Origin of the sequence: Streptomyces venezuelae (assembly GCF_008642355.1) — a bacterium.
GTDB classification, from domain to species: Bacteria; Actinomycetota; Actinomycetes; order Streptomycetales; family Streptomycetaceae; genus Streptomyces; species Streptomyces venezuelae_B.
Genome location: NZ_CP029193.1, coordinates 3411339 through 3425805, shown reverse-complemented (window position 1 = coordinate 3425805; position 14467 = coordinate 3411339). Strand labels below are relative to the sequence as shown.

The 14467-nt window shown below is 71.8% G+C and carries 11 protein-coding genes; 8 read left to right on the top strand and 3 right to left on the bottom strand.

Features of this window, described 5'->3' with window-relative positions:
• Window positions 1–8 precede the first annotated feature (8 nt).
• From DEJ47_RS15790 to DEJ47_RS15780, 3 genes are all read right to left on the bottom strand, one after another.
• Window positions 9–1724: a penicillin-binding transpeptidase domain-containing protein gene (locus DEJ47_RS15790; RefSeq protein WP_223828372.1), complete on the bottom strand. Its 1716-nt coding sequence runs from the start codon at window positions 1722–1724 to the stop codon at window positions 9–11.
• A 128-nt stretch (window positions 1725–1852) separates the two neighbouring features.
• Window positions 1853–3481, bottom strand: a complete 1629-nt coding sequence (locus tag DEJ47_RS15785; RefSeq protein ID WP_150168885.1) for a penicillin-binding transpeptidase domain-containing protein — start codon at window positions 3479–3481, stop codon at window positions 1853–1855.
• Between the two features lie 157 nt (window positions 3482–3638).
• Entirely contained in the window at window positions 3639–5378 is a 1740-nt protein-coding gene (locus DEJ47_RS15780; RefSeq protein ID WP_150168883.1) for a dolichyl-phosphate-mannose--protein mannosyltransferase, read from the bottom strand.
• 95 nt (window positions 5379–5473) lie between these two features.
• Here DEJ47_RS15780 and rsmI point away from each other — a divergent pair, with 95 nt between their 5' ends.
• From rsmI to DEJ47_RS15740, 8 genes are all read left to right on the top strand, one after another.
• Complete coding sequence (rsmI, locus tag DEJ47_RS15775; protein WP_263398894.1) at window positions 5474–6337, top strand: 16S rRNA (cytidine(1402)-2'-O)-methyltransferase; 864 nt, start codon at window positions 5474–5476, stop codon at window positions 6335–6337.
• 207 nt (window positions 6338–6544) lie between these two features.
• The gene (locus DEJ47_RS15770) at window positions 6545–6994 is read left to right on the top strand and encodes a hypothetical protein (protein WP_150168879.1); all 450 of its coding nucleotides are present in this window, start codon (window positions 6545–6547) and stop codon (window positions 6992–6994) included.
• 41 nt (window positions 6995–7035) lie between these two features.
• Window positions 7036–7911 carry a TatD family hydrolase gene (locus DEJ47_RS15765; RefSeq protein ID WP_150168877.1) on the top strand — a complete coding sequence of 292 codons (876 nt, stop codon included), beginning with the start codon at window positions 7036–7038 and terminating at the stop codon, window positions 7909–7911.
• A gap of 134 nt (window positions 7912–8045) precedes the next feature.
• Window positions 8046–9425 carry a resuscitation-promoting factor gene (locus DEJ47_RS15760; RefSeq protein ID WP_150168875.1) on the top strand — a complete coding sequence of 460 codons (1380 nt, stop codon included), beginning with the start codon at window positions 8046–8048 and terminating at the stop codon, window positions 9423–9425.
• A 71-nt stretch (window positions 9426–9496) separates the two neighbouring features.
• On the top strand, window positions 9497–10363 hold the full coding sequence (gene rsmA, locus DEJ47_RS15755; RefSeq protein WP_150168873.1) for a 16S rRNA (adenine(1518)-N(6)/adenine(1519)-N(6))-dimethyltransferase RsmA: 867 nt from the start codon (window positions 9497–9499) through the stop codon (window positions 10361–10363).
• Window positions 10360–11253 (top strand): 4-(cytidine 5'-diphospho)-2-C-methyl-D-erythritol kinase, encoded by an 894-nt coding sequence (locus tag DEJ47_RS15750; protein ID WP_150168871.1) that lies wholly within the window; start codon window positions 10360–10362, stop codon window positions 11251–11253. The genes rsmA and DEJ47_RS15750 overlap by 4 nt, the downstream gene beginning before the upstream one ends.
• A gap of 370 nt (window positions 11254–11623) precedes the next feature.
• Window positions 11624–12451 (top strand): DUF4328 domain-containing protein, encoded by an 828-nt coding sequence (locus DEJ47_RS15745; protein WP_150168869.1) that lies wholly within the window; start codon window positions 11624–11626, stop codon window positions 12449–12451.
• 78 nt (window positions 12452–12529) lie between these two features.
• Window positions 12530–14350 carry an ABC-F family ATP-binding cassette domain-containing protein gene (locus tag DEJ47_RS15740; protein WP_150168867.1) on the top strand — a complete coding sequence of 607 codons (1821 nt, stop codon included), beginning with the start codon at window positions 12530–12532 and terminating at the stop codon, window positions 14348–14350.
• Window positions 14351–14467 lie beyond the last annotated feature (117 nt).

Here is a 14467-nt window from a genome sequence, read left to right as displayed (position 1 = left end):
TCCCCTCCTCAGCCCCCCGCCCGCAACATCGCCCGAACCACCGGCCCCGCCGAGTCACCGCCATGCCCGCCCTCCTGCACGACCGCCGCCGACGCCAGGTCGCCCCGGTACGCCGTGAACCAGCCGTTGGGCTTCTTCTGGCCGTCGACCTCCGCCGAACCCGTCTTCGCGCCCATGTCGGAGCCGAGACCCGACATCGGCTTCGCCGCCGTGCCCGCGACCGCCGTGTAGTGCATCAGCTCCCGCAGCGCCGCGACCGTCGACCCCGACATCTTCCGCGTCGCCGTCGCGAGTTTCCGGTCGTCGATGTCCGGCGAGACCAGGTAGGGCTGCCGGAACGTGCCCGACTTCACCGTCGCCGAGACCGACGCCATGTTGAGAGGGTTCATCCGCACCCCACCCTGCCCGATGAGCGACGCCGCCATCTGCGCGTCGCTCTGCACCGGCACCGCACCGTCGAAGGACGAGACGCCGATCGACCAGTTGTCGCGGCCGAGTCCGAAGACCTCCTGGGCCTGCCGGGTGAGGGAGTCGTCCTCCAGCTTCTTCGCCTGGCTGATGAAAGCCGTGTTGCAGGAGCGCGCGAAGCTCGCCCGGAACGTGCCACCCTTGATCTGGAACTTGTCGTCGTTCTGGAACTTCCAGCCGCCGTACGTCTCGTACTTGGGGCACGGGTGCTTCTTGTCGACTCCGGCGAGCTTCTTCTCCAGGAGCATCGACGCGCTGACGACCTTCATCGTGGATCCGGGCGCGATGGAGCCCTGGAACGCCGTGTTGAAGCCGGCCGGTGCGGAGTTCGCCGCGGCCAGGATCTCGCCGGTGCTGGGCTTGACGACCACGACGGACGCGCGCTTCCGCTTCGCGGTCTCGCGTTCGGCGGCGGACTGGAGTGAGCCGTCGAACGTCGTCTTCAGCGTTCCCGGAGTGCCGGGGGAGAGCGTGAGGAGCGTCTTGTCGGGCGCCGACTTCGCGTCGTCCCCCTTGCCCGCCCCGCCCTTCTTGGTTCCCGCCTTCTCCGCGCGGACCACTCGCAGCTCGACGCCCGCCTTGCCGCCCGCCTTCTTCCCGTACCTCTCGCGCAGCCCGTCGAGGACCGTGCCCAGCGACGGGTACTTGGCCGCCGTCAGCTCCGCCCCGTCCCTGTCCACCGCCTTGATCGGCGGGTCGCCCGCCTCCCCCGTGACCAGCCGGTCGCCCTGCTTCAGGTCCGGGTGGACCACCGACGGCTCCCAGCCGACCAGCGTCTTTCCGTCGCTCTTCCTGCGGACGACCGTGAGTTCGGACGCGTAGGCGAGAGCCTTGCTCTTTCCCTCGTACGAGACCGTGGCCGCCGCCTTGAACGGGACGTCGGCGCCGGCGCGCCTGCCCGGCGTCAGACGGGGCTTCGTGAGGTGGGCGTCCTCGCGGTACGACGTCAGGGCCTTCTTCGCCGCCGCCGGGTCGTCCGTCAGCGCTGCCGCGCGGGTCGTGTCGCCTTCCGCCCACGCGGTGAGGAACGCCCGTGCGGTGGACCGGACTTCGGCGGGCTTCGGCGGGCCCGACGCCACCGGCTTCTCGTCGACGGTCGAGCCGCCTCCGGAACCCGACCCGCCGGACAGCGCGAACGCGGCGGCCCCCACGCCGCACACGACCACGGCCCCGGCCGCACCGAGCACACCCGGGTGCAGTCTCTTGTTCCCGCCGCCGACGTTCTTGCGCCCGGCGGCGCGCCTTCGCTTGCCCACAAACCCTCCGCTGTTCCCCGGAACCCCCGGAACTCCCGGCTCCCCAGAGCCTGGAGGCCACCTTAGAGGCGTACGGAGAAGCCCTCGACCAGTTCGTCGCCCGGCCGGGCGACGGACCCGCGCACCGATTACCCTGCGCCCAGCACCGCCGCCACGATCGGCCCCGCCGCGTCGCCGCCGTGCCCGCCCCGCTGCGTGAGCGCGGCCGCCGCGACATCGCCCCGGTAGCCGGTGAACCAGCTGTCCGACACCTCCTGGCCGCCGATCTCGGCCGACCCGGTCTTCGCGCCGATGTCGCTGCCGAGCCCGGCCATGGCGCGTGCGCCGGTGCCGCTGACCGCCGTGCGGTGCATCATCTGGCGCAGCTGCTGGACGGTGGAGGCGCGCAGGCCCTGGGCGGTCGCCAGTCGGCGGTCGTCGAGGGAGGCCGGCACGATCACGGGCTGCCGGAAGGTGCCCGTCATCGCCGTCGCCGTGACCGACGCCATGTTCAGCGGGTTCATCAGGACCTCGCCCTGGCCGATGGCGTTGGCCGCGCGGTTGGGGCCGGACGACTCGGGAACGGAGCCGTCGTACGACGGGATGCCGACCTTCCAGTCCTGGCCCAGGCCGAAGTTGTTCCGCGCCTCCTCGGTGAGGGACGCGTCCGATATGCCGTCCTCGTCGATGAGCTTCACGAACGCGGTGTTGCAGGAGCGCGCGAAGTCCTCCGAGAACGTCGCGGACTCGTTGGGCGCCATGCCCTTGAGGTTGTTGAACGTCCGGCTCTGCCAGGTCGCGGTGGCCGGGCAGGGCGCGGGGCCGCTCGCCTTCGTCACGCCCTTGTCGATGAGCATCGCCGCCGAGACGATCTTCATCGTCGAGCCGGGCGGGACCTGGCCGAGGAACGCCGCGTTGAACGCGTCCTTGCGGTTGTTGGCGACCGCGAGGACTTCACCGGTGCTCGGCTTCAGCGCGACCACGGACGAATCGTCGTTCCGCAGCACGGCCTGCTCCGCCGCCTTCTGCACGCCCGCGCCGAGCGTCGTGCGCAGCTTGCCGGGCTTGCCCGGCGCGAGGCTGACCAGGGAGCGGGTGCCCGCGTCCTCGTCCGCGTGCTGGACGTACAGCTCCACGCCCGGCTTTCCGCCCGCGCTCTCGCCGTACTTTCCGCGCAGCTGGTCCAGGACCGGGCCGAGCGAGGGGTAGTCCTTCTTGCGCAGGACGGTGCCCGCGCGGTCCACGGCCTGGATGGGCGGGGTCGCCGACTCGCCCGTCACGAGGGTGTCGCCCTTCTCCAGGGAAGGGTGGATGACGGTTTCCGACCAGTCGACGAGTGCGCGCCCGGTGGTCTTGCCGCGGACGACGGTGAGCTGCGAGTCGTACGCGAAGGGCTTGCTCTTCCCCTTGTACGACACCGTTGTCGAGACGGAGAACGGCACGCGGGCGCCGGACGCCTTCTTCGGGACGAGCTTCGCCTTCGTGAGGTGCGCTTCCTCGCGGAAACCGGTGAGTGCTTCCTCTGCCGCCGCCGAGTTGTTCGTGTACGCCGCGGCCTCCCCGGCGTCCCCCTTGGCCCACGCCGCCAGGAACTTCCGGGACGTCTCACGGACTTCGTCGTCCGACGGCGGCCCCGTCCTCACCTCGGCGGACTCCGACCGCGGCGCACCGTCGTCCCCGCTCACGTCGCTCACCAAGGTGTACGCGCCGTATCCGGCGCCCCCCACCATGACGGCGAAGACCCCACCGACCAACGTGGCCTTTGCTCCTCTGCGCACGATGCGCCCCCCTCCCCAGGAGCCTTCCCGGAGATATCCGGGAAGGTCATACGACCTGAACACTAAAGGGCCGGGAGGAACGGAGGTGGGGTACGGGACTGTCGTTATCCGACGGTGTCCAAGGTGTGTACTACACCGATGCTCGCCACCGAAGGCGTCACACCCATGTGTCCAGCCACATCCGCGACCGCCACGAATCGATCGGAATCGCGGTGCCCGTATAGATCGGCCAGAAATAGATGAAGTTCCAGAGGATGAGGAGAACGAGGACGCCCGAGGCCGCGGCGCCCACCACCCGGCGCCGTTCGCTCGACCCCGGCGGGCCGAGGATCGCGCCGATCGTCATCGCCACCGCGAGACACAGGAACGGCACGAAGACGACCGCGTAGAAGTAGAAGATCGTCCGCTCCTGGTAGAAGAACCAGGGGAGATAGCCCGCCACGACGCCGCACAGGATCGCGCCCGCCCGCCAGTCGCGGCGGAACGCCCACCGCCACAGGACGTACAGCAGCGCGAAGGCCGCCGCCCACCACAGCAGCGGCGTGCCGAGCGCGAGGACCTCGCGGGCACACTTCTCCGTGGTGTCCGGGGGGCAGCCGTCCTTGCCGGGCAGCGGCGACTCGTAGAAGTACGAGACGGGCCTGCCGTCGACGATCCAGCTCCACGGGTTGGACTGGTAGGTGTGCGGCGAGGAGAGGCCCACGTGGAACTCGTACACCGCGTGCTCGTAGTGCCACAGGCTGCGCACCCAGTCCGGCAGCCACGTCCAGTGGCCGCCCTTGCCCGCCGTCGCCGCCCAGTTGCGGTAGTAGCCGCCGGTGCCGTCCGTCGGCGACAGGATCCAGCCGAGCCAGGAGACGACGTACGTGGCGAGCGCCACCGGCACCGTCGACACGAACGCCGGGAGGACGTCCCGCCGCAGCACCGCGAGGTGGGGCCGGCGCGCGCCGGCCACCCGGCGCGCGCCCACGTCCCAGAAGACGGTCATCAGGCAGAGGAAGACCATGACGTACAGGCCGTTCCACTTCGTGCCGAAGGCGAGCCCCAGGCAGAGCCCGGCCGCCCACCGCCACGGCCGCCACCCCAGGCGCAGCGTCTCCGCGACGTGCACGTCGGGGCGCACCCGCCCCTCCTCGTCGGACGGCAGGGCGGCCGCGAGCCGCGCCCGTGCCTTGTCCCTGTCGATCAGGAAGCACCCGAACGCGGCGAGCACGAAGAACATCAGGACCTGGTCGAGCAGCGCCGTGCGGCTCATCACGAAGTGCAGGCCGTCCACCGCGAGCAGCCCGCCGGCCAGACACCCCAGGAACGTGGAGCGGAAGAGCCGCCGCCCGATCCGGCACAGCATCAGCACCGACAGGGTGCCGAGCACCGCCGTCATGAAACGCCAGCCGAACGGGTCGAAGCCGAACAGCCACTCGCCGACGCCGATCACGTACTTGCCGACGGGCGGATGCACCACGTACGACGCGTCGTGCGGGATCGCGATGTCGCCGCCCTGCTTCAGGACGTCGCCGTTGACCTTCTCGGGCCAGTTGACCTCGAACCCGCGGTGGATGAGCGCCCAGGCGTCCTTCGCGTAGTACGTCTCGTCGAATATCACGGCCTTCGGATTGCCGAGGTTCCAGAAGCGGGTCACCCCGGCGACGAGCGTGATCAGCAGCGGACCGACCCAGCCGGCCCACCGCCCCACCAGGTCCGCGCCCTGCCGCGTCAGACCGAGCGTCATCCACAGGCGGGGGCTCGGCCGCGTGTACGCGGGCACGAGACGCGCCCTCACGTCCTGCCTCGGCCGCTCCACATGGCCGAATCTGCGCAGCCGCCGCTGCCACGGAGGCTGCTGCTCCTCGGCTGCCTGGCCCTCGCGGGTGTCCGGGGAAGACGCGGTACTGGTCACCGCGCCATCGTAGGGAACCAGACTGTGCGAGTCCCGTCCGTGGGCCCTGCGAGGATGGAAGAGTGACAGGAAGCGCTGATTCCCCCGGAACCCTTGTGTTGGCAGGCACGCCCATCGGCGACGTCGCCGACGCGCCGCCGCGGCTCGCCGCCGAGCTGGAGTCGGCCGATGTCGTCGCCGCGGAGGACACGCGGCGCCTGCGCAGGCTCACCCAGGCACTCGGCGTGCAGGTCGGCGGGCGCATCGTCTCGTACTTCGAGGGCAACGAGACCGCGCGCACGCCCGAGCTGGTCGAGGCGCTGGTGGGCGGCGCCCGTGTGCTGCTCGTGACGGACGCGGGCATGCCGTCCGTCTCCGACCCCGGCTACCGCCTGGTCGCGGCGGCCGTCGAGCGGGACGTACGGGTGACGGCCGTGCCGGGCCCGTCGGCCGTGCTGACCGCGCTCGCCCTCTCCGGGCTGCCCGTCGACCGCTTCTGCTTCGAGGGCTTCCTGCCGCGCAAGGCGGGCGAACGCCTCTCGCGCCTCAAGGAGGTCGCCGAGGACCGCAGGACGCTCGTCTACTTCGAGGCGCCGCACCGCATCGACGACACGCTCGCCGCGATGGCCGAGGCGTTCGGCGAGGAGCGCAGGGCCGCGGTCTGCCGCGAGCTGACCAAGACGTACGAAGAGGTCAAGCGCGGTTCGCTGAAGGAACTCGCCGAGTGGGCGGCCGACGGCGTACGGGGTGAGATCACCGTCGTCGTCGAGGGCGCGCCCGAGAGGAGCGCGGCGGAACTCGGCCCGGACGAGCTGGTGCGCAGGGTGCGGGTGCGCGAGGAGGCGGGGGAGCGACGCAAGGAGGCGATCGCCGCGGTGGCCGCCGAAGCGGGCCTTCCCAAACGCGAGGTGTTCGATGCCGTCGTCGCGGCAAAGAATGCGGATCGGGGCAGCCCAACGGCCGGCAAAGGACTATCGTGAAAAGCAAAGCGCGGGCCGCGCACCAGGCTGTTTTCGGGCCCCTTTCCTAAGGAAAGGCCAAAACGGCTCCAATGCTCGACAGGTCTGATGCGCTCGCTCCCGGAAAGGCGTCCACTGGTTGAAGGGACGCACCCGTCCCCACGCTTCCGGCCGGGGCCTCCCCGGACGCCGGGAGCGCTTGTCCCTCGGGCAAGAGGAGCAGCTGGCATGAGTGAGATCGCAGACACCGGCCACCCCACCACGGCGCTGAATGTCGTTCACGAGTCGTACGCCTTCGCCTGCATGCGGTGCGGGCACGGCTGGGAGCAGTCCTACGAGATAGAGCACCACGTGGACGCCACGGGTCAGGAGTTCGTGACGTACATGGCGGACGGTGCGCGCGTGCCGTCGCCGCTGACCCGGCCCACGTGCCTGAACTGCGGCGGCCACGTCGTGCGGATCATGCGTGCCGGGCAGGTCTCCTCCGTGCTCGACATGATGCGGCGCCAGCACGCGGGCGCGGGCAGCGGCGTGGCGAAGGGTGTGGGGAAGCCGGCCGGTCCGGTGGACGCCGTCGAGCCGCGTGCCGGAGGGGCGGGCGAGGGGGACGGCGCGGAACGCCACCACTGGCATCTGTCCGACCTGCTGCACCCGTTCCAGCACCGCAGGGAGCACTAGCCCCGGTCCGGGGTGCGGGCCCTTCTCCGTAGGATCGAGGCATGCCTTCGAAGAACGCCGACGTGCCGCCGCCCCTGCCCGAACCGCTCCGGGTGGCGGTCGCCGACTCCCACACGCACCTCGACATGCAGTCGGGCACCGTGGAGGAAGGCCTCGCCAAGGCCGCGTCGGTCGGCGTCACGACGGTGGTCCAGGTGGGGTGCGACGTACGCGGTTCGCGGTGGGCGGCCGAGACCGCCGCCGCGCACGAGAGCGTGCACGCCACCGTCGCCCTCCACCCCAACGAAGCGCCCCGCATCGTCCTCGGCGACCCCGACGGCTGGTCCCGGCAGGGCGCCCGCGAGCCCGGCGGCGACGCCGCGCTCGACGAGGCGCTCGCCGAGATCGACCGGCTCGCCGCCCTGCCGCACGTACTCGGTGTCGGCGAGACCGGCCTCGACCACTTCCGCACGGGACCCGAGGGCATGGCCGCCCAGGAGCGTTCCTTCCGCGCCCACATCGAGATCGCCAAGCGGCACGGCAAGACGCTGGTCATCCACGACCGCGAGGCCCACGACGACGTGCTGCGCGTCCTGAAGGAGGAGGGCGCCCCCGAGCGCACCGTCTTCCACTGCTACTCCGGCGACGCCGACATGGCCCGTATCTGCGCCGAGCACGGCTACTTCATGTCCTTCGCGGGCAACGTCACCTTCAAGAACGCGCAGGGCCTGCGCGACGCGCTGGCCGTCGCCCCGCTCGACCTGGTCCTCGTGGAGACCGACGCGCCGTTCCTGACGCCCGCCCCGTACCGCGGACGGCCCAACGCCCCGTATCTCATTCCGGTCACGGTGCGCGCCATGGCCGACATCCGCGGCATCGACGAGGACGCCATGGCCACAGCGGTCTCGGCGAACACGGCACGCGCGTTTGCTTACTGACCGATAACGCCCCGCGCCCCTCGCCGGGGCAGCTCGGGTCAACGCGGCGACACAGCGTAGCCGTGCTGCTTTGGAGAGTGACGAGAGCTCCGCTAGGTTCTGTCCGCCCCGGTACGGACCCCTGGAGCGTCATCGTGAGCAACTCGCAGTACGAGACGTACGAGACGACGTACGCGCCGCAGTACGGCCCGCCGTCGTACGAGCCCGCCTACGAGGTGTGGCAGGAGGCGTCGTACTCCTACCAGGTGGCGTACGAGGAGACGCTGGACGGCGTGCCGCTTGCGCGGGAGCCGGAGCCGGAGCACGCGTACGAGCCGGGGCCGGAGCCCGTCGTTCCGGCTCCCGGGCGGGCCGAGATGCGGCGCGGCGGGCGCGGCAGGAAGTCCACGCGGGTCCCCGAACGGACCGTGGCAGGGGGCGGCAGCGGACCCGACACGATGCGGCGCCTGGTCCCGCAGGCGCTCGTCGTCGCGTTCCTCGCCGGCGGCACGTCCGCGTTCGTCGCCAACGACAAGGCCGTACAGCTCATCGTCGACGGCAAGCCCCGTACCCTGCACACCTTCGCCGACGACGTCGGTGAACTCCTCGCCGACGAAGGCGTGGACGTCGGCGACCACGACATCGTCGCGCCCGCCTCGACCACGGCCCTGGCCAGCGGCGACGAGGTCGCCGTCCGCTACGGCCGGCCCGTCCACCTCACCCTCGACGGGGAGCGCCGCCGGGTGTGGACCACGGCGCGCACGGTGGACGGGGCGCTGCGGCAGCTGGGGGTGCGCGCGGAGGGCGCGCACCTGTCGGCGTCGCGCAGCAGCCGCATCGGGCGGGACGGTCTCGCCCTCGACGTCCGCACGGAGCGCACCGTCACGATCATGGCGGACGGCCGGGAGCGGACGATCCGTACGAACGCGGCGACGGTACGGGAAGCGGTCGCCGAGTCCGGGGTGACGCTGCGCGGCCAGGACACGACGTCGGTCCATCCCGACAGCTTCCCGCGCGACGGCCAGACGGTGACCGTCATGCGCATCACGGGCACGCGGGAGGTCCGGGAGGAGCAGATCCCGTTCGACGTGGAGAGGACCGAGGACCCGACGCTCTTCCGCGGCACGGAGGTCGTGGTGCACGCGGGGCAGGCGGGGGTCAGGCGGGTCACGTACACGGTGCGCACGGTCAACGGCGTCAAGCAGAGGCCGAAGCGGGTCGGGTCCGAGGTGGTGCGGGAGCCGCAGAAGCGGGTGATCAAGGTCGGCACGAAGCAGATGCCGATGTCGGTGGCGGGCGCGGACGGCCTCAACTGGAGTTCCCTCGCGCACTGCGAGTCGGGCGGACGGCCCGGCGCGGTGGATCCCTCCGGAACATACGGCGGCCTGTACCAGTTCGACACGCGGACCTGGCAGGGTCTCGGCGGCTCGGGCCGCCCGCAGGACGCCCCCGCGGCGGAACAGACGTTCCGGGCGAAGAAGCTCTACGTACAGCGAGGCGCCAGCCCCTGGCCCCACTGCGGCAGCAGGCTGTAGGAGGGGCGGGACCGGTCAGGGCTGCTCGACCGTGGGGCGGGCGGGTCGGCCGGGCCCCGTAACCTGGTGCGGTGAGCACTGAGCAAGGCGCCCTCCTCGGCCCCGCCGACATCCGCGAGCTGGCCGCTGCCCTGGGCGTACGCCCGACCAAGCAGCGTGGCCAGAACTTCGTCATCGACGCCAACACCGTACGGCGCATCGTCCGCACCGCGGAGGTCCGCCCGGACGACGTCGTCGTCGAGGTCGGCCCCGGCCTCGGGTCGCTGACCCTCGCGCTCCTGGAGACCGCCGCGCACGTCACCGCCGTGGAGATCGACGACGTGCTCGCCGAGGCGCTGCCCGCCACCGTGCAGGCCCGCCTCCCGGAGAAGGCCGCCTCCTTCGGGCTCGTGCACAGCGACGCGATGCTCGTGGGCGAGCTGCCGGGCCCCGCGCCCACCGCACTGGTCGCGAACCTCCCGTACAACGTGGCCGTACCCGTCCTGCTGCACATGCTCGACACCTTCCCGACCATCGAGCGCACCCTCGTGATGGTGCAGGCCGAGGTCGCCGACCGGCTCGCCGCCGGGCCGGGCTCACGGGTCTACGGCGTGCCGTCCGTGAAGGCCAACTGGTACGCGGAGGTGAAGCGCGCCGGGTCCATCGGCCGCAACGTGTTCTGGCCCGCGCCCAACGTCGACTCCGGACTCGTCTCCCTCGTGCGCCGCGCCGAACCGATCAGGACCAGTGCCTCCAAGCGCGAGGTCTTCGCCGTCGTCGACGCCGCGTTCGCGCAGCGCAGGAAGACGCTGCGGGCCGCCCTCTCCGGCTGGGCCGGATCCGCCGCCGCCGCGGAGGCCGCCCTGGTCGCGGCGGGAGTCTCGCCCCAGGCGCGCGGCGAGGCGCTGACCGTGGAGGAGTTCGCGCGGATCGCCGAGCACAAGGAGGCCGGCGCGTGAGCGCGAGCGTGACCGTACGGGTCCCCGCGAAGGTCAACGTCCAGCTCGCGGTCGGCGCCGCGCGCCCCGACGGCTTCCACGACCTCGCCAACGTCTTCCTCGCCGTCGGCCTCTACGACGAGGTCACCGTCACCCCCGCCGACGAGCCGCGGGTGACCTGCGAAGGTCCCGGCGCGGACCAAGTCCCCCTGGACCGCACGAACCTGGCGGTCCGCGCGGCGGAACTCCTTGCCGCGCGCCACGGCATCGCCCCCGACGTGCACCTGCACATCGCCAAGGACATCCCCGTCGCCGGTGGCATGGCGGGCGGCAGCGCGGACGCCGCGGGCGCGCTCGTCGCGTGCGACGCGCTGTGGGGGACCGGGACGAGCCGCGCCGAACTGATCGACATCTGCGCCGAGTTGGGCAGCGACGTGCCCTTCAGCCTGGTCGGCGGCGCGGCGCTCGGCACCGGGCGCGGCGAGAAGCTGGAGCCCCTGGACGTCGGAGGCACCTTCTTCTGGGTCTTCGCCGTCGCCGACGGAGGCCTCTCCACGCCCGCGGTGTACCGCGAGTTCGACCGGCTCACCCCGGCCGCGCCCGCCCCCGAGGCGTCGCCCGCCCTGCTCGCCGCCCTGCGCGACGGCGACGCCGACGCGCTCGCCGCCACGGTCACCAACGACCTGCAGCCCGCGGCCCTCTCCCTCTTCCCCTCGCTGCGCGACACCCTCGCGGCGGGCACGGCGGCGGGCGCGCTCGCCGCGCTGGTCTCCGGGTCGGGCCCGACGACGGCGTTCCTCGCACGGGACCAGGTGTCCGCGGCGCGGGTGGCGGACGCGCTGGTGGCGTCGGGTACGTGCAGGACGGCGCGGGTGGCACAGTCGCCGGCGCCGGGCGCGACGCTGCTGTAGTACTCGGTCTGCCGCGGGGTTGTCCACAGGGGCGGGCACGGTAGGAGTGATCGCCGTAACCTGATGTCACGAGGCCCCGGGGACGGAGCGCGGCGGGCTGTACAGCTGCGTAGGGGCGGAAGGAATCGGGGGAGTCATGTCACAAACGCCACCGGGCACGCCGGAACCTTCGGGTACGCCGGGCCCTTCGGGTGCGCCGGAGCCTTCGGGTACGCCGGAGCCTTCGGGTGCGCCGGACGCGCCGCTCGACCTGCCGCCGGCGGACACGCCTCCGGTGAGCATCACGAAGCCCGCCGCGCCCCCGACGAGCGGGTCCTGCCCGGCAGGGCCCCCACCGGGCCCGCCACCGCCACCGCCGACACCGCCGGGCATGGGCGCACCCCCCGCCTTCCCGCCCGGTCCACCCCACGCCCACGTCCCCTATCCCCGCTACTACGTACCGATCCCGCCCCGGCCCGCCCCGGTGGCCGGGATCGGCACGGCAGCCATGGTGTTGCTCGGTGGCGTCTCTGCGCTCGCGTTGCTGCGGCTGGTCGCGGACTTCGATCTGTACGACACCCTGGGGCGCTCCTGGTACGGCTTCTACCGCGACGACGACGTCGGGGACTTCTGGGGTTTCGCCGTGGTGCTGCTCGGCATCGGGTTCCTCGCGGCGATCCCCGTCTTCCTGACGTGGTTCAACCGCGTGCGGACGAACGCGGAGGTCTTCGCGCCGGGACGGCACCGCCAGTCGCCGGGGATGGCGATCGGCGCGTGGTTCATCCCGTTCGCCAACTGGTGGATACCGAAGCAGATCACCGACGACATCGTCGCGGTCAGCGACCCGTCGGGCGGCGCGCGGCCGACCGCGTACGGCCACCCCGGGCAGCCGACCGCGTACGGCCACCCAGGGCCGTACGCCCGGCCAGGGCAGGGCGCCGTCACCGCATGGTGGGCGACCTGGGTCGCGTCCAGCGCGCTGAACGCACTCGGCTGGCTGCTGCTCATCGCCGCCGACGAGGGCGACACCGGGCAGGGACGCACCGCGCTGCTGATGTTCATGCTCTCGGACGCCGCCCTGATAGCCGCCGGCATCTGCGGCATCGTGATGATCCGGACGATCACCACCATGCAGGACCTCCGCCTCGGCTTCGCGTACCCGGGCCTGCGGATGCCGCCGCCCATGCCGCCGCCCCCCTCGGGCCCCCGGCACTGGTGAGCCGGTGCCCGCGGGCGAAGGGCCGCCCCCGCGGGCGACTACGCTTGAAGGTCGATCGTCCCCCCTGTCAGGAGTGAAATGGCCGTCAATCTGGTCAATGTCGAGGCAGTCAGCAAGGTGTACGGCACCCGTGCCCTGCTCGACGGCGTCTCACTCGGCGTGTCCGAGGGGGACAGGATCGGCGTCGTCGGGCGCAACGGCGACGGGAAGACCACCCTGATCCGGATGCTCGCCAAGCTGGAGGAGGCGGACACCGGCCGTGTCACGCACAACGGCGGTCTTCGCCTCGGCGTGCTGACGCAGCACGACTCCCTCGACCCGGCCGCCACCGTCCGGCACGAGGTCATCGGCGACCTCGCCGACCACGAGTGGGCGGGCAGCGCCAAGATCAGGGATGTGCTGACCGGACTGTTCGGCGGACTCGACCTGCCCGGCTTCCCGCAGGGGCTCGACACCGTCATCGGCCCGCTCTCCGGCGGCGAGCGGCGACGCATCGCGCTGGCGAAGCTGCTCATCGCCGAGCAGGACCTGATCGTGCTCGACGAGCCGACCAACCACCTCGACGTCGAGGGCATCTCGTGGCTGGCCCAGCACCTGCGGACGCGGCGCTCGGCGCTCGTGTGCGTGACGCACGACCGCTGGTTCCTGGACCAGGTGTGCACCCGCATGTGGGACGTGCAGAAGGGCTCCGTCTTCGAGTACGAGGGCGGGTACTCGGACTACGTGTTCGCGCGAGCCGAGCGCGAGCGCATCGCCGCCACCGAGGAGACCAAGCGGCAGAACCTGATGCGCAAGGAGCTGGCGTGGCTGCGGCGCGGCGCCCCGGCCCGCACCAGCAAGCCGAAGTTCCGCATCGAGGCGGCGAACGAACTGATCGCGGACGTGCCGCCGCCGCGGGACACCAGCGAGCTGATGAAGTTCGCGACGACCCGGCTCGGCAAGACCGTGTTCGACCTGGAGGACGTGTCCGTCCAGGCCGGGCCCAAGCTGCTGCTCAAGCACCTCACCTGGCAGCTCGGCCCCGGCGACCGCATCGGCCTGGTCGGCGTGAACGGCGCGGGCAAGACCTCGCTGCTGCGCGCCATGGCCGACGCCGCCCGCAGTGACGGCGACGTGCAGCCCGCCGACGGGAAGATCGTCGTCGGCAAGACGGTGAAGCTGGCCTATCTCTCGCAGGAGGTCGCCGAGCTGAAGCCGACGCTGCGGGTCCTCGAAGCCGTGCAGCAGGTGCGCGAGCGCGTCGACCTGGGCAAGGGCCGCGAGATGACCGCGGGGCAGCTCTGCGAGACGTTCGGGTTCAACAAGGAGAAGCAGTGGACGCCGGTCGGCGACCTCTCCGGCGGCGAGCGGCGCAGGCTGCAGCTGCTGCGCCTCCTCATGGACGAGCCGAACGTCCTCTTCCTCGACGAGCCGACCAACGACCTCGACATCGAGACGCTGACGCAGCTGGAGGACGTGCTCGACGGGTGGCCGGGCTCCATGGTCGTGATCTCCCACGACCGGTTCTTCGTCGAGCGGACGACGGACAAGGTGTTCGCGCTTCTGGGTGACGCCACGATGCGGATGCTGCCGCGTGGCATCGACGAGTACCTGGAGCGCAGGCAGCGCATGGCGGCGGCCACGGCCCCGTCGGCTCCCGCGGCCGCGCCCGCCGCGGCTCCGGCCGCCGGGACGAAGACCGTCTCCTCCGCGGAGGCCCGCGCCGCCAAGAAGGAGCTCCAGAAGATCGAGCGGCAGCTGGACAAGGTCTCCCAGAAGGAGGCCAAGCTCCACGCTCAAATCGCCGATAACGCCACGGACTTCGAAAAGGTGGCCAAACTGGACGCCGAGCTCCGTGAACTGATCGGCGAGCGGGACGAGTTGGAAATGCGCTGGTTGGAGCTTGCGGAGGACGCGTAGAGCTCTCGTGCAGCTCGCGTAACGGGTGCATTACAGGCCGGTCCTCCCTTGGGAACAGGGACAGGACCGGACCCGTGTGGTACGGGGGCAGGGTGATAGAAAGGCTGCCCTCAGCAC

What these genes read in the sequence shown, in the direction of transcription:
- DEJ47_RS15740 (WP_150168867.1), top strand. Translation starts at nt 12,530, where the DNA reads ATGGCCGTCAATCTGGTCAATGTCGAGGCAGTCAGCAAGGTGTACGGC.
- DEJ47_RS15765 (WP_150168877.1), top strand. Translation starts at nt 7,036, where the DNA reads ATGCCTTCGAAGAACGCCGACGTGCCGCCGCCCCTGCCCGAACCGCTC.
- DEJ47_RS15745 (WP_150168869.1), top strand. Translation starts at nt 11,624, where the DNA reads ATGGGCGCACCCCCCGCCTTCCCGCCCGGTCCACCCCACGCCCACGTC.
- DEJ47_RS15770 (WP_150168879.1), top strand. Translation starts at nt 6,545, where the DNA reads ATGAGTGAGATCGCAGACACCGGCCACCCCACCACGGCGCTGAATGTC.